General features: G+C 67.9%; 17 protein-coding genes. All 17 read right to left on the bottom strand.

The annotated features are described in order from the left end of the window. Entirely contained in the window at positions 1-225 is a 225-nt protein-coding gene (locus ACAM55_RS05000; protein ID WP_369654946.1) for a SlyX family protein, read from the bottom strand. 29 nt (positions 226-254) lie between these two features. After that, positions 255-2,771 carry an ABC transporter permease gene (locus tag ACAM55_RS04995; protein WP_369654945.1) on the bottom strand — a complete coding sequence of 839 codons (2,517 nt, stop codon included), beginning with the start codon at positions 2,769-2,771 and terminating at the stop codon, positions 255-257. A 68-nt stretch (positions 2,772-2,839) separates the two neighbouring features. Next, the gene (locus ACAM55_RS04990; RefSeq protein WP_369654944.1) at positions 2,840-3,715 is read right to left on the bottom strand and encodes a formate dehydrogenase accessory sulfurtransferase FdhD; all 876 of its coding nucleotides are present in this window, start codon (positions 3,713-3,715) and stop codon (positions 2,840-2,842) included. Further along, a complete protein-coding gene (locus ACAM55_RS04985) occupies positions 3,712-4,125 on the bottom strand; it encodes a hypothetical protein (protein ID WP_369654943.1) in 414 nt (137 codons plus the stop codon). Before ACAM55_RS04985 ends, ACAM55_RS04990 begins: the two co-directional genes overlap by 4 nt. Next, positions 4,122-5,330: a formate dehydrogenase subunit gamma gene (locus ACAM55_RS04980; protein WP_369654942.1), complete on the bottom strand. Its 1,209-nt coding sequence runs from the start codon at positions 5,328-5,330 to the stop codon at positions 4,122-4,124. The genes ACAM55_RS04985 and ACAM55_RS04980 overlap by 4 nt, the downstream gene beginning before the upstream one ends. 11 nt (positions 5,331-5,341) lie before the next feature. Then, the gene (locus ACAM55_RS04975; protein ID WP_369654941.1) at positions 5,342-5,596 is read right to left on the bottom strand and encodes a hypothetical protein; all 255 of its coding nucleotides are present in this window, start codon (positions 5,594-5,596) and stop codon (positions 5,342-5,344) included. After that, complete coding sequence (gene fdh3B / locus ACAM55_RS04970) at positions 5,593-6,216, bottom strand: formate dehydrogenase FDH3 subunit beta (protein WP_093015025.1); 624 nt, start codon at positions 6,214-6,216, stop codon at positions 5,593-5,595. The genes ACAM55_RS04975 and fdh3B overlap by 4 nt, the downstream gene beginning before the upstream one ends. Before the next feature lie 9 nt (positions 6,217-6,225). Further along, positions 6,226-9,213 (bottom strand): formate dehydrogenase subunit alpha, encoded by a 2,988-nt coding sequence (locus ACAM55_RS04965; protein WP_369654940.1) that lies wholly within the window; start codon positions 9,211-9,213, stop codon positions 6,226-6,228. 13 nt (positions 9,214-9,226) lie between these two features. Then, entirely contained in the window at positions 9,227-9,457 is a 231-nt protein-coding gene (locus ACAM55_RS04960; protein WP_369654939.1) for a formate dehydrogenase, read from the bottom strand. A gap of 108 nt (positions 9,458-9,565) precedes the next feature. Next, positions 9,566-10,165 carry a molecular chaperone gene (locus ACAM55_RS04955; protein ID WP_369654938.1) on the bottom strand — a complete coding sequence of 200 codons (600 nt, stop codon included), beginning with the start codon at positions 10,163-10,165 and terminating at the stop codon, positions 9,566-9,568. A 79-nt stretch (positions 10,166-10,244) separates the two neighbouring features. Further along, complete coding sequence (locus ACAM55_RS04950) at positions 10,245-12,383, bottom strand: 4Fe-4S dicluster domain-containing protein (protein WP_369654937.1); 2,139 nt, start codon at positions 12,381-12,383, stop codon at positions 10,245-10,247. After that, positions 12,307-12,954 (bottom strand): DUF3306 domain-containing protein, encoded by a 648-nt coding sequence (locus ACAM55_RS04945; RefSeq protein WP_369654936.1) that lies wholly within the window; start codon positions 12,952-12,954, stop codon positions 12,307-12,309. Before ACAM55_RS04945 ends, ACAM55_RS04950 begins: the two co-directional genes overlap by 77 nt. Beyond that, the gene (locus ACAM55_RS04940; RefSeq protein ID WP_369654935.1) at positions 12,947-13,492 is read right to left on the bottom strand and encodes a DUF3305 domain-containing protein; all 546 of its coding nucleotides are present in this window, start codon (positions 13,490-13,492) and stop codon (positions 12,947-12,949) included. The genes ACAM55_RS04945 and ACAM55_RS04940 overlap by 8 nt, the downstream gene beginning before the upstream one ends. A 68-nt stretch (positions 13,493-13,560) precedes the next feature. Next, complete coding sequence (locus tag ACAM55_RS04935; protein ID WP_369654934.1) at positions 13,561-14,352, bottom strand: ABC transporter ATP-binding protein; 792 nt, start codon at positions 14,350-14,352, stop codon at positions 13,561-13,563. Next, entirely contained in the window at positions 14,349-15,098 is a 750-nt protein-coding gene (modA, locus tag ACAM55_RS04930; RefSeq protein ID WP_369654933.1) for a molybdate ABC transporter substrate-binding protein, read from the bottom strand. The genes ACAM55_RS04935 and modA overlap by 4 nt, the downstream gene beginning before the upstream one ends. A gap of 30 nt (positions 15,099-15,128) precedes the next feature. Then, entirely contained in the window at positions 15,129-15,812 is a 684-nt protein-coding gene (modB, locus tag ACAM55_RS04925; RefSeq protein WP_369654932.1) for a molybdate ABC transporter permease subunit, read from the bottom strand. Between the two features lie 111 nt (positions 15,813-15,923). Then, the gene (locus tag ACAM55_RS04920; protein ID WP_093016265.1) at positions 15,924-16,271 is read right to left on the bottom strand and encodes a winged helix-turn-helix domain-containing protein; all 348 of its coding nucleotides are present in this window, start codon (positions 16,269-16,271) and stop codon (positions 15,924-15,926) included. Between the last annotated feature and the right edge of the window lie 31 nt (positions 16,272-16,302).

Genomic DNA, 16,302 nt, shown 5'->3' with positions numbered 1-16,302 from the left:
TCAGTAATGCGGCGGCAGCTCATCGCGCAAGTTGCGCGCCGCCCCCTCCTGCCCCGCGTTCTGGCTCTGCAGCTTCAGCTGCGTGACCTGAAGAATCAGGCTGTCGATCTGCTGCTGTTGACGGTAGATCGTCATGTTCAGCTGCTCCAGCAGGTCTTCGGCATAGCTCGACTTGATCTCGAGCTCGGTCAGCCGTTCTGCAAGTTCGTTCGGTGGATATTCCATGCCGCTATTGGACAGGAAGATTCAGCTACTCACTCCGCCGCCCGCCGCAGCGTATCGACCACCGGCCTGCGCAGCACGTCGCGCAGCCCCCACCAGCCCGCGGCCAGCGCCAGCACCGCGCCCGCGAGCGCACCGGCCACCGGCACGATGGGCGACGCGGTCCAGGTGAAGTCGAACACGTAGCGCGCCAGGCCCCAGCCGATGGCCGAGGCCACGACGCTCGCCAGGAAGCCCGCGAGCAAACCGACGCCCACGAGCTCGGCGCGCTGCACCTGGCGCAGCAGGCTGGCCCGCGCGCCCACCGCGCGCATCACGGCGAACTCGCGTGCGCGCTCTTCGCGCGTGGCGGTGACCGCGGCAAACAGCACCACCAGCCCCGCGGCGAGCGTGAAGCCGAACAGGAACTCGACCGCGCGGATCACCTGGTCGAGCACGCGTTGCACCTGGTTGATGGTGGCGCTCATGTCGACGTTGGTCACGTTGGGGTAGCTGCGCACCAGCGCGTTGTCGAAGCCGCGGGTCTCGGGCGCGCGAAAGGCGCCCATGTAGGTCACCGGGACGTCGGGCAACGCGGCCACCGTGTACATCACGAAGAAGTTGGCATGCAGCGAGCCCCAGTCGACCTTGCGCAGCGAGGTGATGCGCGCATCGTTCTGCATGCCGCCGATGTCGAAGCGCAGCGTGTCGCCGAGCTTCAGGCCGAGGGTCTCCGCCAGGCCTTCTTCCACGCTTACTTCACCCGGTGCATCGGCCTTCCACACGCCCGCCACGACGGTGTTGTGCGGCGGCGCCTGCACGCTGTTGCTGAGATTGAACTCGCGGTCTACCAGCCGCTTGGCGCGGTCTTCCACGTAGTCGTCGGGCGACACCGGCTTGCCGTTCACGGCCACCAGCCGGCCGCGGATCATCGGGTACCAGTCGAACTTGCTCACGCCGGCATCGCGCAGCGACTTCTGGAACGCGGTGCTCTGGTCGGGCATGACGTTGATCACGAAGCGGTTGGGCGCATCGGGCGGCGTGGCCTTACGCCAGCTCGCGACCAGGTCGGTGCGCAGCAGGACCAGCAGCACCAGGGCCAGCAGGCCCACTGCAAGCGCGCTGACCTGCACCACCGCGTAGGCCGGGCGCGCCGAGATCTGGCGCGTGGCCAGCACCAGCCAGCGCGGCGCGGTGGTTTCATTGACGCTGCGGCGCAGCACCTTCACCGCCAGCCAGCTCAGCAGCGCAAACACGGCGACGGCGCCCGCGAAGCCGCCCACGGCAATCAGCCCCAGCTTCAGGTCGCTGCTGGCCGCAATCAGCAAGGCCGCGAAGCCGGCCACGCCGATGCCCAGCACCGCGAGCGACGCGGGCTTGAGCCCGCCGACGTCGCGCCGGATCACGCGCAGCGGAGGCACCCTGGCCAGCTGCAGCACCGGCGGCAGGCCAAAGGCGAACAGCAGCGTAAGCCCCATGCCGAGGCCGAATGCCACGGGCCACAAGGTGGCCGCGGGCAGCGCCGTTTCGACCAGCCCCGCGAGCAGCACCACGAAGACGTAGTGCACGCCGAAGCCGATCGCCACGCCGAGGCTGCTGGCCACGAGGCCGACGACCGCGAACTCGAACGAGTAGGCCAGCGCGATGGTGCGCTGGCTCTGGCCGAGCACGCGCAGCATGGCGCAGTCGTCGAGGTGGCCGGCCGCGAAGCCGCGTGCGGCCAGCGCCACGGCCACGGCCGACAGCAGCGCCGCGAGCAGTGCGATCAGGCTCAGGAATTTCTCGGCGCGGTCCAGCGTCTGGCGCATCTCGGGCCGACCGCCTTCGAAGGAGTCGAGCCGCACGCCGCGCAGCTCGCCCTTCTTGATCGCCGCCTCGGCCCATTCGGTGAAGCGCTTGACGGCTGCATCGTCGCCCGCCACCGCATACCGGTAGCCCACGCGGCTCGCGGGCTGGACGAGGCCGGTGCGCGGCACGTCCGCCTGGTTGAGCAGCACGCGTGGCGAAAAGCTCATGAAGCCTGCACCGCGATCCGGTTCGAGCGTGATCACCCGGCCGATGCGCAAACTGGTGTCGCCAAGAAGAAGCGGATCGCCCACCTTGAGCCCCAGCGAATCGAGCAGCGAGGCATCGACCCACACCTCGCCCGGCGATGGAATGTCGCGCGTGATGGTGCCGGGCGCCTCGGCGGTGCTGGCAGTCTGCAGGCTGCCGCGCAACGGATATCCAGCCGTCACGGCCTTGAGCGCCACCAGCTTGCTGGCGCCGCCCTGGGCATCGTCGGCGCGCGCCATGGTCGGGAAGCCGTAGGTGCCGGTGCCCTGCAGGCCGAACGCGCGGGCTTGCGCAATGAAGGCCGGGGGCGTGGGGTTGTCGCTCACGACCACGGCGTCGCCGCCGAGCAATTGCCGCGCATCGCGCTGCAATCCGCCCTGAAGCCGATCGGCAAAGAAGCCGACCGCCGTGAGCGCGGCCACGGCCAGCAGCACGGCGACGATCAAGAGGCGCAACTCGCCGGCACGCAGATCGCGCCAGAGGGTGCGCCAGCCAAGGCGAAGGGAGGCATTCATGGGCGAGACGATAGCCGACGCACGGGCGCCGGCGCCTTTCAGGGGCTTACCGCAAGGGGTGAACAGCCTTAGGCCGGACTTCGGCGCGCGAGTTCCGGCTGCAGCACCAGCCGATCGACACCCGCGTAGCAGACGAAGTGCCGGTTGGTCGCGCGGCCGATGGCGCACAGGCCGACACGCGTGGCCACCTCGTGGCCCATCTGCGTGATGCCGCTGCGCGAAACCACGATGGGCACGCCCATCTGCGCCGACTTGATCACCATTTCGCTCGTGAGCCGGCCGGTGGTATAGAAAACCCGGTCGCCGGCCAGCGCGCCCTGCGGCTGCATGGCGCACCAACCCGCGATGGTGTCGATGGCGTTGTGGCGGCCCACGTCCTCGACGAAGCAGTGCATCGTGGCCTCGGCACCGCCGGGCTCGAGCGTGAACAGCGCGCAGCCGTGCACCGACCCGGCCGACTTGTAGGTGCTCTCCTGGAGCCGGATGGCGTTGACCAGCGCATAGAGCTGCGCCTGCGTCATGCGCGTGGGCGGCAGCCGGAGACTGTCGATGTCAGCCATCAGGTCGCCGAACACGCTGCCCTGGCCGCAGCCGGTGGTCACCACCTTCTTGGCGGTGCGCTCCTCGATGCGGTCGATGCCGGCGTGCGTCCTGACCGCGGCGGCCCCCACCTCCCAGTCGACCGTGACCGATTCGACGTCGCCGGCCGATTCGATGAGACGCTGGTTCAGCAGGTAGCCGAGCACCAGCAGTTCGGGCTGGGCGCCCAGCGTCATCAGCGTGACGAGTTCGCGCCGGTCCACGTACACCGTGAGATCGCGTTCGGCAGGAATGGAGACCGTGCCGCGGGCACCGTGCTCATCGACGACCTCGACCTCGCGCGTCAGCGCGGCGCGGGCCTGGGTAAGACGTGGCAGCGGCAACGGCAGCGGCGGCGTTGTCACTGCGCCTTCTTCGGCGCCGGATTGACGGTGGCGTCAGGCTGCACTGTGCTGGGCGGCGATGCGGCGGTGGTGGCCGGCGAGTGCGCGCCCGCAGCTTCGATCGGCTTCGCGTCCGGCGGCGGCGCAAAGGCGAAGGGGCCGGGGTCGGTGCAGGGCGGCGTGGCAACTGCCGCCGGCGCCGGCTTGGCGGCCGAAGCCGCACTTGCACGGTACTTGGCCGCCACGCGGTCCTGCGCCTGGCAGAGCTTGTAGGCATCGACCTTGGCGCTCCAGGCAGTCTTGGCGGCGGCTTCGGCGGCCTTGGCCTTGGCCTCGGGAGTGGCAGGCGGAGGGAGCTTGGCCCACGCCACGGGCGCGGCCAGCGCGAGCACCAGCGCGCAGAAATTCAAAGAGAGCGTCGGCTTTTTCATGAGGGCGTTCCTTCGGCGGGTATCGCGGGCCGGGCGGCAGGCGGCACCGCGGAGCCGTCCGGCACCGAGCGCTGCGCCGGGATCTTGCCCGCGACGATGTCGTCGTACCAGAGTTCGTGGTGTTCCTTGGCCCAGGTCTCGTCGACGTAGCCGGTGCGCATGGCCTTGTAGGCGCCCGTCATGCCGAGCGTGCCGATGTAGATGTGGCCCATGATCATCGCGATCATCAGCAGGGTCGCGATGCCGTGGACCATGTGCGCCACCTGCATCTCGCCGCGCGTGTAGACGAAGCCCGGCAGCAGCTTGTCCAGGAAGAGCCCCGAGCCGATGACGAAGAAGCCGAGGAACAGCACGCCGCCCCAGAACACCACCTTCTCGCCCGCGTTGAAGCGGTGCGACGGCACTTCCGTGCCGCCGAAGAGGCCGCCGAAACGCGCGAGCCATTTCAGGTCCATGGCGCGCGGAATGTTGTCGCGAATGAAGGTGAAGACCATGAACACAATCGTCACCACAAACAGCGGTCCGACGAAGTTGTGGACATTCTTGAGCGCGTAGGCAATCCAGCCGAACAGCGTGGCACCCATCCACGGCAGGAGGAAGAACTTGCCGAAGGCCATCACGAGGCCGGAGATCGCGAGCGTGACGAACGCGATGGCGTTCGACCAATGCGTGGCCCGCTCGAAGGGCGTGAAGCGTTCGATCTTGCGGCCGGTTTCCTGGCCGTGCAGGCGAATGGGGCCGCGCGTGAAGTAGAAAATGGCCAGTGCCAGCAGCACGACGAACAGCAGCGCCGCGCCGTAGGGAATGATCCAGTCGTTGCGCACCTGGCGCCAGGCTTCGCCCGCGTTGGTGAAGCGCGAACCCGGGTACTGCACGAAAGGCTGGATCAGGTTGCCGGCCTCGGGCGCTTCGCTCTTCGGCAGGCTGCTGTAGCCGGTCACGCCCTGCCCCACCTGGCGCCACATGGGCGCGTTGTTGCCGGGCTGCACCTTCATGCGCTCGCCGTTGGTCTGGTTCGCGTAGTTGGGGTCGGCGCTGGCTTCGGGCTTGACCTCGAAGATGTTCTGGCCGCGGATGCCGCCCGCGGCCGGCGCCGGTGCGGCGGTGGCGGACGGGGTTGCGGGTGCGGCCGGCGGCTGCGCCTGCCCGAAGGCCGGACCCAGCACGGCACAACAAAGAACCAGAGCGGTCAGCGCTTGCTTCATGGGCTCTCCGTTCAGTTCTCTTTGTTGTATTCGTTCTGCCCGTTCTGCGCGCGGGTCTTGAGCTGCTGCTGCCAGGCGGTCTTGTCGCCGACCTTCCACCCGGGTGCGGTGAACACCGTGCCGGCGTTCTCCTTATTGCTCGTTCCGCTCCAGGGCACGGCGTCGCGCTTCACGCCCTGCGTGTTGGTCTGCGGCTTCTCGCCGCAGGCTACGAGGCAGGTTGCGGCCAGCGCAATGCCCAGGGCGAGGAGGCCCGGCCGCTTCACTTCTGCACTCCGCCGGCCGGCGGGGTGCCAGCCTGCTGCGAGCCGTAGGCGGTGCCCCAGCCCCAGACTTCGGCACCCTTGCCGCGCTGGACCACGCGGGTGCGGAAGATGTCGGCCACCACATCGCCGTCGCCGGCCAGAAGCGCCTTGGTCGAGCACATTTCGGCGCAGGCCGGAAGCTTGCCTTCGGCGAGCCGGTTGCGGCCGTACTTCTCGAACTCGGCTTCGGAGCCATTGGCCTCGGGGCCGCCGGCACAGAAGGTGCACTTGTCCATCTTGCCGCGCACGCCGAAGGTGCCTTGCGACGGGAATTGCGGCGCGCCGAACGGACAGGCGTACGAGCAGTAGCCGCAGCCGATGCACACGTCCTTGTCGTGCAGCACCACGCCCTCTTCGGTACGGTAGAAGCACTGCACCGGGCACACCGCCATGCAGGGCGCGTCGGAGCAATGCATGCAGGCCACCGAGATCGATTTCTCGCCCGGCACCCCGTCGTTCAGCGTGACCACCCGGCGGCGGTTCACGCCCCAGGGCACTTCGTTTTCGTTCTTGCAGGCCGTGACGCAGCCGTTGCATTCGATGCAGCGTTCCGCGTCGCAGACAAATTTCATTCGTGCCATGGTGCCTCCTTATGCCTTTTCCACATTGCAGACCGTGGTCTTGGTCTCTTGCATCATGGTCACGCTGTCGTATCCGTAGGTCGTTGCGGTGTTGATCGCCTCGCCGCGCACCACGGGGGCTGCGCCAGCGGGGTAGTGGCCGAGCATGTCGACGCCCTGCCAATGGCCCGAGAAGTGGAACGGCATGAACACCGTGTCCGGCCCCACGCGCTCGGTCACCAGGGCCTGCACGTTGAGCTTTGCACCCGTGGGCGTGTGCACCCAGGCGCGCTCGCCGTTGCGGATGCCCTTTTCGGCCGCGACCTTGGGATTGATCTCGATGAACATCTCCTGCTGCAGCTCGGCGAGCCAGGGGTTCGAGCGGGTTTCCTCGCCGCCGCCTTCGTATTCGACCAGCCGGCCCGAGGTCATCACGTACGGGAACTTCTCGGCCACCTTGTCGGCGATGTTCTTCTGCTGCACGCTCTTGTAGAGCGTGGGCAGCCGCCAGAACGCCATCTTGTCATCGTGCGTCGGATACTTGGCCATGAGGTCGGGCCGGTTGCCATACAGCGGTTCGCGGTGCTGCGGAATGGCGTCCGGGAAGTTCCAGACCAGCGCGCGCGCCTTGGCGTTGCCGAAGGGATGGCAGCCGTGGTTCTTCATGAACACGCGGATCATGCCGCCCGAGCTGTCGGTCTTCCAGTTCTTGCCTTCGGCCTTCGGCTTCTCGGCCTCGGTGAGCTCGTCCCACCAGCCCAGCTTCTTGAGCAGCACGTGGTCGAGCTCCGGGTAGCCGGTGGTGATGTCGGCACCGGCCGAATGCGAGCCGTCCTCGGCCAGCAGGTTCTTGCCGTCGCGCTCCACGCCGAAGTTCGCGCGGAAGTTGCCGCCGCCTTCCATCACGTGCTTGGACGTGTCGTAGAGGTTGGGCGAGCCCGGGTGCTTGAGTTCGGGCGTTCCGTAGCAGGGCCACGGCAGGCCGAAGTAGTCGCCCGTGAGGTCATAGCCGTTGACCTTGTCCTTCACGCCGGCCTTGACCTTGAGCGTGCGCACGTCGAAGGCCCCCATGTTGCGCATGTGGGCCTGCAGCCGCTCGGGGCTCTGGCCGGTGTAGCCAACGGCCCAGCAGGTCTTGTTGATCTCGCGCAGGATGTCGTCGGGCAGGGGCTCGTCCATGCCCTTGACCTTCTGCATCTTGAAGTTCTTGCTGAGCTCCTTGCCGAAGCCCAGGCGGTCGGCGAACTGCTGCATGATCATGTGGTCGCTGCGGCTTTCCCACAGCGGCTCGATCACTTTCTCACGCCACTGGATCGACCGGTTCGACGCCGTGACGGAGCCGCTGGTCTCGAACTGCGTGCATGCGGGCAGCAGGTAGACGGCGCGGTTCTTGTTGAGGTCGTCAGGGTTGCCGGGCATGGCTGCCATGGCGGCCGTGGCCGAGGGATACGGGTCGACCACGACGAGCAGGTCGAGCTTGTCCATGGCGCGCTTCATCTCGAGGCCGCGCGTCTGCGAGTTGGGCGCATGGCCCCAATAGAACACGCCGCGCAGGTTCGAGTCCTGGTCGATCAGCTCGTTCTTCTCGAGCACGCCGTCGATCCAGCGCGACACGGTGATGCCGGGCTTGGTCATCATCGCGGGCGACGCAAAGCGGCCCTTGATCCATTCGTAGTCGACGCCCCAGGTGGCCGCAAAGTGCCTCCACGAGCCTTCGACGATGCCGTAGTAGCCCGGCAGCGAGTCGGGGTTCGGGCCCACGTCGGTGGCGCCCTGCACGTTGTCGTGGCCGCGGAAGATGTTGGTGCCGCCGCCCGTCTTGCCCACGTTGCCGAGCGCAAGCTGCAGGATGCACGAGGCGCGCACGATGGCATTGCCGATGGTGTGCTGGGTCTGGCCCATGCACCACACCACGGTGCCGGGGCGGTTCTCGTTGAGCCAGGTGGCCACCTTGAGCACCTGCGCCTCTTTCACGCCGCAGGCCTCCTCGACCTTGTCGGGGGTCCACTTGGCCAGGACCTCTTCGCGCACCTTTTCCATGCCGAAGACGCGGTCGTTGATGTACTGCTTGTCTTCCCAGCCGTTCTTGAAGATGTGGTGCAGGATGCCGAACAGGAAGGCGATGTCGGAGCCCGAGCGGATGCGCACGTACTCGTCGGCCTTGGCCGCCGTGCGCGTGAAGCGCGGGTCGACCACGATCATCTTGCAGCCATGCTCCTTGGCATGGAGCATGTGCAGCATGCTGACCGGATGCGCCTCGGCGGCGTTGGAGCCGATGTACATCGCCACCTTGGCGTTGCGCATGTCGTTGTACGAATTGGTCATGGCGCCGTAGCCCCATGTGTTCGCGACGCCGGCAACCGTGGTCGAATGGCAGATGCGCGCCTGATGGTCGCAGTTGTTGCTGCCCCAGAAGCTCACGAACTTGCGCAGCAGATACGACTGCTCGTTGCTGTGCTTGGACGAGCCGATCCAGTAGACCGAATCGGGCCCACTGGCCTGGCGCAGTTCCTTGAGCCTGGCGGTGATCTCGTCCAGCGCGGTGTCCCAGCTGATGCGCTCGTATTTGCCGTTGACCAGCTTCATCGGATAGCGCAGCCGGTATTCGCCGTGGCCGTGCTCGCGCAGCGCGGCGCCCTTGGCGCAATGCGCGCCGAGGTTGATCGGTGAATCGAACACCGGCTCCTGGCGCACCCACACGCCGTTCTCGACCACGGCATCGGAGGCGCAGCCGACCGAGCAGTGGGAACACACGGTGCGCTTGATTTCGACCTTGCCTGCGCCAATGGCGGTGGGCCGCGCATCGCCGGCCGCTTCGGCCTTGCGCATCAGCGTGAGCTGGCTCGCGGCCAGCCCCACGCCCACGCCAAGCCCGGAGCGCCGAAGGAAGGCGCGCCGGTCCATGGTGGGCAGCGCGCCCGAAAGGCCGCGCCGCAGGCTGTGAATGAACGCGGAAGACTCGCGTTCCCCTTGCCGCGAGACACTGTTCGCGGGGGCTGTTTTCTTGGTCAACAACATTGTGGGGTCCGCTTCAGGCCGAAGCGGTCTTGTAGTAGCGCTTGACGTGTTCGCTCAGCGAATAGCCGCCGCCCTTTTCAGGCGCGGACTTCGCCGCGGGCGCAGCAGCTTCGACCGCCACGGGGGTGTCGACCACCTTCGGGAGCACCGAAACCGCGGCAACCGCGGCACCGGCGCTGGCGGCACCTAAAAAGAAACCTCGACGCGAGGCCGGCTTGACGCCGGCCGCTTGGCTGTCCTGCATGTGATCTCCAGGAGTGGCTGGGGCAAACCAGATATGAACTGATTTGCATACATCTGGATACTAGTCGAGACCCTTATTCCCGACAATCAAACTCTTCCATTGATGCGATCAACCGAGCATGTCGAAGCCTTGCACTTCGACCTCGGCGAAGGCGCGGGTGAAACCGGCCAGCGAGGCGTAGAAATGCGACTTCGGATGTTGCGCCACTGCATCGCAGAGCGTGGGCAGCCACGACTGCAGGTGGGTGGCGAAAAAAGCCTGTTGCTGCGCAAGGTTGGCTACCGCTGCGTCGTCACCGGCAATAAGGTAGCGCATTACTTCGAACAAGCAGGCAACATGGTCTTCGGTTTCGGACACGGCCTCGCCGCGCGCGAGCCCGAGCCGGGCGAGGTCGGTGCGCAGTAGCGCCAGCGGCTTGTCGTTGAGAAAGCCGCTCAGGTAGTGCGAGCCGAACAGGTAGATCTCGGGCTTGCCCATGCCACCGAACAGCGCGTCGTACTCGGCATGCACGGCGGCCGCATCGGTGCCGCGCGCCGCGCCGACCAGCCGCCGCCAGGGCTCCTCGAGAAAGGCGCCGGCCGCGGGCGCCTCGGTCGGCGCCACTTCGAAGGCGCCGAGCAGTTCGGCGTCGGGCGCCGCATACCAGAGACGCGCGAGCAGGCCGTAAACCTCGGCCCGCGCGATTTCCTCGTCGAGCGCCGAGGTCATTGGAAAACCTTCGTGCTTCGCACTGCGGTGCGAGCTCGCTTGGGGCGGCCCGGCGCTTCGCTCATGGCAGGAAACTGGCTCATAGCTGTGTGATCTTCATTTCGTTCTGCGCGCTGTACAGGTCGATCACCCGGCAGTCGCTGCACATCTTGAGCCGCTCGAGCGCCTCGCCCTGGAACATGGCGTGGCCCGCGAGCTTGCCGAGCATCGCCTCGATGGCTTTCTGCGTTCCGAACGGCTTGCCGCAGCGGATGCAGGCCCAGGGCTTGGCCTCGTTGAGCAGCACGGGCTGCTTGCGCTCGGGGGCGGCCAGGAGCCGCGGCACGAGCGCAATCGCGTTCTCGGGGCAGGTGGTTTCGCAAAGCCCGCACTGCACGCAGTTCTTTTCGATGAAGCGCAGCTGCGGCGCATTCTGGTTGTCTTGCAGCGCGCTCGCGGGGCAAGCGCTCACGCAGGCCAGGCACAGCGTGCAGGTGTCCTTGTTGACGGTGATCGCGCCGAAGGGAGAACCGGCAGGCAGCGGAATCTCAAGGGGTGCGGCGGCATCGTTCGAATGCGCCGAAAGCGCAGGCGCCTGGGCCATCAGGTGGTCCAGCGTCATCTCGAGCGTGCCGCGCTTTTCGGCACCCACGGCGAAGCGCGCCGCGGCGGCGGGCACGCGCTGACGCGTGGTGCGCAGGCCGGCCAGTGCCGCGTCGAGCGCGGCCGGCGTGCCGGCCTCGATCAGGTGGAAGTGCGTGCCGGTGTAGCCCAGCCCCATGAGCAGCGCCTGCGCAACGGCCATCTGCTTCTTGAGCGCGTCGAGGTACTGGGGCGCCTCTTCGCCCGTGGACAGCACCGCCACCTGTGACGCGCCGAAGGCAATGGCGCTGAGCCAGAGGTCGATGCCGGTGCTCGCCACATGCATCAGCGCCACCGGCAGCACATGCGCGGGCACGCCGCCGAGGCCGTCGCGCTTGCCGCGTTCCAGTTGGGCGGCGCGGCCGAGTCGTTCGACGAGCGCCTGCCCGCCTTCTTCGTTGTGCAGCAGCACCGTGGCGTCCCGGCCGCCGGCACCCAGGTAGGCGGCCAGCAGCGTGCGCAGCTTGCGGCCCTGGTCGGGCGTGCGCGGATAGGTGTAGCCGAGCGCGCCGGTCGGGCACACGGTGGTGCAGGCGCCGCAGCCCACGCAAAGCTGCGGGTTCACGACGATGCGCTGGCGCTCCTTGTCGCTGGAGATGGCGTGCGCCGAGCACACCTCGACGCAGGCGTTGCATCCCACCACTTCGTTGCGGCTGTGGGCGCAGAGCTTCTGCTTGTAATCGAAGAACTTCGGCTTCTCGAACTCGCCCACCAGCTCGCGCAGGCGCAGCAGGGTCGACAGGCCTTCGCCGTTCTCGAGCCCACCCGCCAGGTGGAAATAACCTTGCGGCGGCGCATGCCAGTCGATCAGGGCATTCGCACCCAGGTCGAGCACCAGGTCGAACCCGGCATCGAGCGCCTCGGGCGTCCGGCCGAAGTTGATGGCGCCGGCCACGCCGCAGGCTTTTTCGCAGTCGCGGTGCGAGGTGCACTTCGCCAGGTCGATCTGGTAGTCCAGCCCGATCGCCTGTTCGGGGCAGGCGCTCAAACAGGCGTTGCAGCGCGTGCACAGGTCGAGGTCGATAGGGTTGTCCCGCATCCACCGCAGCGAGAAGGCGCCGAGCCAGCCTGTGAGCGATGCGATGCGCCCCGCCATCACGGGCCAGCGGCGTTCCTGCCCGCCGCCGGCGGCGCCCGGGCCGGTGGAAAAGATCGAGACCTGCAGCGTGTCGGTCACCAGCGCGGCGGCCTTCTCGGCCTGGTCGAGCGGGCCGACAATCAAGAGCCGGCCCTGGCTCGCATAGCTCACCGTCGAGACCGGATCGGGCTCCGGCAGGCGGGCCACCGCCAGCAAGGCGGCGATCTTGGGGCTGGCATTCTTGGCGTCGCGGCTCCAGCCGCCGGTTTCGCGGATGTTCACGAAGCGGATCGGCGAGGTTGCGCCTTCGGTCTGTTCGGCCAGCTCGGTGAACAGCTTGCGCTCCTGCGTGCAGGCAACCACGACTTCGTCCCCCGAGCGGATGGCGCGCTGGAAAGCCGGCGCCTCGCGGCGGCACAGGGTGGAGTGGAGGGGCAGCTGCTCAGCCAGCGCCGCGCCGAGCGTCTTCGGCTCGAGCGGCATCGTCTGGTTGCAGTCGCAGATCAGCGTTGTGGTCATCGGTCTTCTGGCTTGCGGGTTGCGCATCGGCAACCTGCTGGCTGGGGAGGAGGTCTCCCGGGTGCTCGGACTGTGCCACGTCCGGCGGCGTGGCGCCGTGCGGGGTTTCCGCGGGTTCTTCGATTTTTTGCGGCTGCTCTTCTTCCTCGTGCTCGAACAGCTTGAGGAACTTGGCGCTGGCCATCTGGCGCAGCACGCTGTCGGGGATCGGCGTCGATTTGGAATAGTCGTCGACGTAGGTGTCCAGGCCGTCCATCACGTTGAACTGCGGATCGGCAAACAACTTTCTGAAGGCTGTGTTCTTGACCTCGGGCGCGACGTTCCTGGCCACGAAGGGCCGGAAGTCGGACTCGGGCGTGAGCGCCTCGGCATCGGCGAGCGTGGGCGGCGGCATTTCTCCCGGCGCTCCGGTGGCAAGGCTGTCGGCCGCGGGCAGAGGCGTTGTGGTTTCGGCGTGCGCAGCGGACGCGCCTTGCGCCTCGTCCACCTCCTGCACCGCGGGAGGCGGCAAAAGCTCTTCGCGCGCTTCCTTCTTGCGCCGCGACCAGCGGTCGAAGAAGTTCTCAGACATCGCCCGCTCCGCGTCCGCGCTTTTTCTCGGTCGACACGCTGGCCGCGTTGCCGAAGCGGTCGACCAGCGGGCGGAAACTCTCTGGCCGCTTGCGGCGCCTGGGCTCCATCACGTAATGCGCCTGCACGAAGCCGCGCATCCACTCGATCACCTCTTCGGGCGCGGGCACCTGCTCCACCGTTTCCTGCGCGTCGAGCCAGCGGCCGGCTTCGTTGTAGCTGAGGCTCACCACCACCGGCCGCGCCAGCGGCTCGTCGGCAACGGTGGGTTCTTCCTCCATGCGCCACAGCACGAACCAGCAGGGCGCGGGCGTGGTGGCATTCAGGTGGTAGCCCTCCACATCGTCGCGGAACAGCTCGGTCTTGAAGCCGGGGTGCAGCCAGCGCTGGGCACGCTCGCTCGCTTCGAGCAGGCGCGGCTCGGTGCCGAAGCCGGGCTGGTCGGGACCGACGCTTTCGAGAATCCAGCGCCAGGATTGCCAACGGCTTTCGACGCGCTCGCGGCGCATCACGACGGCAACATCGATGGAGGGATTCATGCCGCGATCGTAGCGCCGCCGCAAGGCGCTTTCGCGGCGAGGGTCATCCGCGCGCTTCGCCGGCCAGCTCACGCACCGCGGGCGTCCCGCAGCAGCAGCCCGCGCAGCTTTCGATGCAGCGGCGTGGCCTCGGCGGCCGGCACGCCGCCCACCTCGCGCAACGCGACATCGCGGCTCTGCGCATTGTGCAGGTCGATCTCGCGCACCACCTGGCCGTTGTCGTAGACGAAAGCCACGTCGGCCAGCGCCAGCACGTCGTCGATGTCGTGCGTGATCATCAGCACCGGAATGCCCCATTGGCGGCGGACCTGCGCGAGCTCGTTGCGCAGTTCGCTGCGCAGCATCGGGTTGAGCGCGGCAAAGGGTTCGTCGAGCAGCAGCACCTGCGGCTGGCAGGCCAGCGCGCGGGCGAGCGCCACGCGCTGCTGCTGGCCGCCCGAGAGCTTCTGCGGCCGGCTGTCGGCCAGCGCCGCCAGGCCGAAGCCTTCGAGCAGCGACTGCACCATCTCGGCCTCGCGCGGCGGCAGCTTGCGCTGGTGCCAGGCGGTCAGGCCGAAAGCCACGTTCTCACGCACCGACAGGTGCGGGAACAGCGCGTAGTTCTGGAACAGGTAGCCGATGCGCCGCGCAGGCGCCGGCACGTCGATGCCGCGGGCGGAGTCGTACAGCGTGCGGCCGTCGAGCCGCACATGGCCCGCGGAGGGGTGCAGCAGCCCCGCAATTGCCTGCAACGTGAGCGACTTGCCGGCGCCCGAGGGTCCGTAGAGCGCAGCAAAAGGCACGTCGGTCGCGAAGCGCGCCGCCAGGTCGAAGCGGCGGGTGCCGTCGGTGACCGTGAGCCTCAGGTCGACGTCGATCATCGCTTGCCGAAACCGTAATGCGCCAGGACTTCGCGCGCGGCGTCGCTGGAAAGAAAAGCCACGAAATCGCCGGCCAGCGCTTTCTGCCGGCTGTCGGCGACCACCGCGACCGGGTAGGTCACCGGCATGGAGGTTGCAGGCGCGAAGGCGACCCTGACCTTGTCGCCCATCACGGCCGCATCGGTGCGGTAGACGAAGCCGGCCTCGACCTCGCCGCGGGCCACGTAGTCGAGCACCTGGCGCACGCTGTCGGCCTGCACGAACTTGGGCTCGAGCACGCTCCAGAGCCCCGCCCCTTCCAGCACCTGCCGCGTGTAGCGGCCGACCGGCACCGTGGCGGTCTTGCCGACCGCGATTTTCCGCACGCCCGCGCCGGCGAGGTCCTGCAGCGATTTGACGCCGACCGCGTCCTTCAGCGGCTCGATCAGCACCAGGCCGTTGCTCGCGAAGTTCCGGCGCGTGGCCGCATCGATGAGCTTCTGCTCGGCGGCGCGGCCCATCGTCTCCTGGTCGGCGCTGGCGAACACGTCGACCGGCGCCCCCTGCGCAATCTGCTGCAGCAGCACTCCCGAGGCCGCAAAATTGAAGCGCACCGTGGCGCCCGGCTTCGTGGCCTCGAACTTCGGCCCGAGCGCCTTGAACGCGTCCGTCAGGCTGGCGGCCGCGGACACGGTGATCTGCTGGGCCGCCGCGCCCAGCGGCAGCGCCAAGACAAGCACAAGAGACAGGAGGCGGAGCGGGCGCATGCGGGTTCCTCGGGGTGGGGGGTCGATCGGTCAGCGCAGCGAAAAGAAGCGGTTCGACAGCACCAGCACCGTGACCGACAGCAGAGACGTCACCACCACCAGCAGCAATGCCAGCTGGTCATGGCCGGCCTGCACCGCGTCGTAGATCGCCATCGACAACGTCTGGGTCTGCTGCGGAATGGAACCCGCCACCATCAGCGAGGCGCCGAACTCGCCCATGGCGCGCGCGAAAGCGAGCAGCGTGCCGGCCAGGATGCCGGGCCAGGCCAGCGGCAGCGTCACCCGCACGAAAACCGAGAACGGCGACTGGCGCAGCGTGCTGGCGGCAGCCTCCAGCGAGCGGTCGACGCCCGCGAAGGCGGCGCTGGCCGACTTCAGCACCAGCGGCAGCGCCACCACGGCCGAAGCCACGACGGCGCCATGCCAGCTGAAGATGATGGAATAGTCGAAATGCTCGCGCAGCCAGCTGCCGAGCGGGCTGTGGCGCCCCGCGGCCACCAGGATGGCGTAGCCGATGACGGTGGGCGGCAGCACCAGCGGCAGCATGAACACCGCCTCCAGCACCGTGTCGCCCGGAAAACGCTTGCGCGCGAACACCCAGCCCAGCGCCACGCCGGCAACGAGCGCCAGCAGCGTCGCGACCGCGGCCACCTTGAGCGACAGCACCAGAGGGAACCAGTCGGCCGAGGCAATGAGGGAGTTCGTCGTATTCATGAAGATACAACGCAATTGTTGCACGAACGGACTTTCCCCCTCGAAAAGAGGTCCGTGGCGGCTGCGGGAGGATGGCGCCGATATCCTTTCGGATACAGCGCGGGGGATGGATCAGGGCGCCAGCAGGCGCGTCAATGCACGGACGTCGGCCGCCGTGGCCAGGCGCGCGGCGTTCTCGATGGCACGGTAGTGCTTGACGATTTCCTCACCCACGGGCGTGAGCGCAGTGCCGCCGCCGCGCGAGCCGCCGGCCGCGGTGTTCACGGCCGGGGAACTCAGGGCGTGGTTCATCTCGTCGATCAGCATCCAGGCACGCCGGTACGACATGCCCAGTTGGCGCGCCGCGGCCGAGATCGAGCCGGTTTGCGCCACGGCTTCCAGCACGTCGATCTTGCCTGGACCGAAGGCAATGCTGTCGTCCCTGTAGATGCGCAGGCGGAACTGGACTCTGGTTTTCATGCCGGTGGTGGTGAGCGGTGCGGGGGCGTTG

Source organism: Variovorax sp. V213, assembly GCF_041154455.1.
Lineage (GTDB): Bacteria > Pseudomonadota > Gammaproteobacteria > Burkholderiales > Burkholderiaceae_C > Variovorax.
This window is presented reverse-complemented; position numbering and strand designations above follow the sequence as displayed.

Excerpts from the sequence above, each read along its gene's own strand:
- ACAM55_RS04940 (WP_369654935.1), bottom strand. The coding sequence starts at position 13,492 with ATGAATCCCTCCATCGATGTTGCCGTCGTGATGCGCCGCGAGCGCGTC.
- ACAM55_RS04945 (WP_369654936.1), bottom strand. The coding sequence starts at position 12,954 with ATGTCTGAGAACTTCTTCGACCGCTGGTCGCGGCGCAAGAAGGAAGCG.
- ACAM55_RS04955 (WP_369654938.1), bottom strand. The coding sequence starts at position 10,165 with ATGACCTCGGCGCTCGACGAGGAAATCGCGCGGGCCGAGGTTTACGGC.
- ACAM55_RS04965 (WP_369654940.1), bottom strand. The coding sequence starts at position 9,213 with ATGTTGTTGACCAAGAAAACAGCCCCCGCGAACAGTGTCTCGCGGCAA.
- ACAM55_RS04920 (WP_093016265.1), bottom strand. The coding sequence starts at position 16,271 with ATGAAAACCAGAGTCCAGTTCCGCCTGCGCATCTACAGGGACGACAGC.
- ACAM55_RS05000 (WP_369654946.1), bottom strand. The coding sequence starts at position 225 with ATGGAATATCCACCGAACGAACTTGCAGAACGGCTGACCGAGCTCGAG.
- ACAM55_RS04980 (WP_369654942.1), bottom strand. The coding sequence starts at position 5,330 with ATGAAGCAAGCGCTGACCGCTCTGGTTCTTTGTTGTGCCGTGCTGGGT.
- ACAM55_RS04960 (WP_369654939.1), bottom strand. The coding sequence starts at position 9,457 with ATGCAGGACAGCCAAGCGGCCGGCGTCAAGCCGGCCTCGCGTCGAGGT.
- modA (WP_369654933.1), bottom strand. The coding sequence starts at position 15,098 with ATGCGCCCGCTCCGCCTCCTGTCTCTTGTGCTTGTCTTGGCGCTGCCG.
- ACAM55_RS04995 (WP_369654945.1), bottom strand. The coding sequence starts at position 2,771 with ATGAATGCCTCCCTTCGCCTTGGCTGGCGCACCCTCTGGCGCGATCTG.
- ACAM55_RS04950 (WP_369654937.1), bottom strand. The coding sequence starts at position 12,383 with ATGACCACAACGCTGATCTGCGACTGCAACCAGACGATGCCGCTCGAG.
- fdh3B (WP_093015025.1), bottom strand. The coding sequence starts at position 6,216 with ATGGCACGAATGAAATTTGTCTGCGACGCGGAACGCTGCATCGAATGC.
- ACAM55_RS04935 (WP_369654934.1), bottom strand. The coding sequence starts at position 14,352 with ATGATCGACGTCGACCTGAGGCTCACGGTCACCGACGGCACCCGCCGC.
- modB (WP_369654932.1), bottom strand. The coding sequence starts at position 15,812 with ATGAATACGACGAACTCCCTCATTGCCTCGGCCGACTGGTTCCCTCTG.
- ACAM55_RS04985 (WP_369654943.1), bottom strand. The coding sequence starts at position 4,125 with ATGAAAAAGCCGACGCTCTCTTTGAATTTCTGCGCGCTGGTGCTCGCG.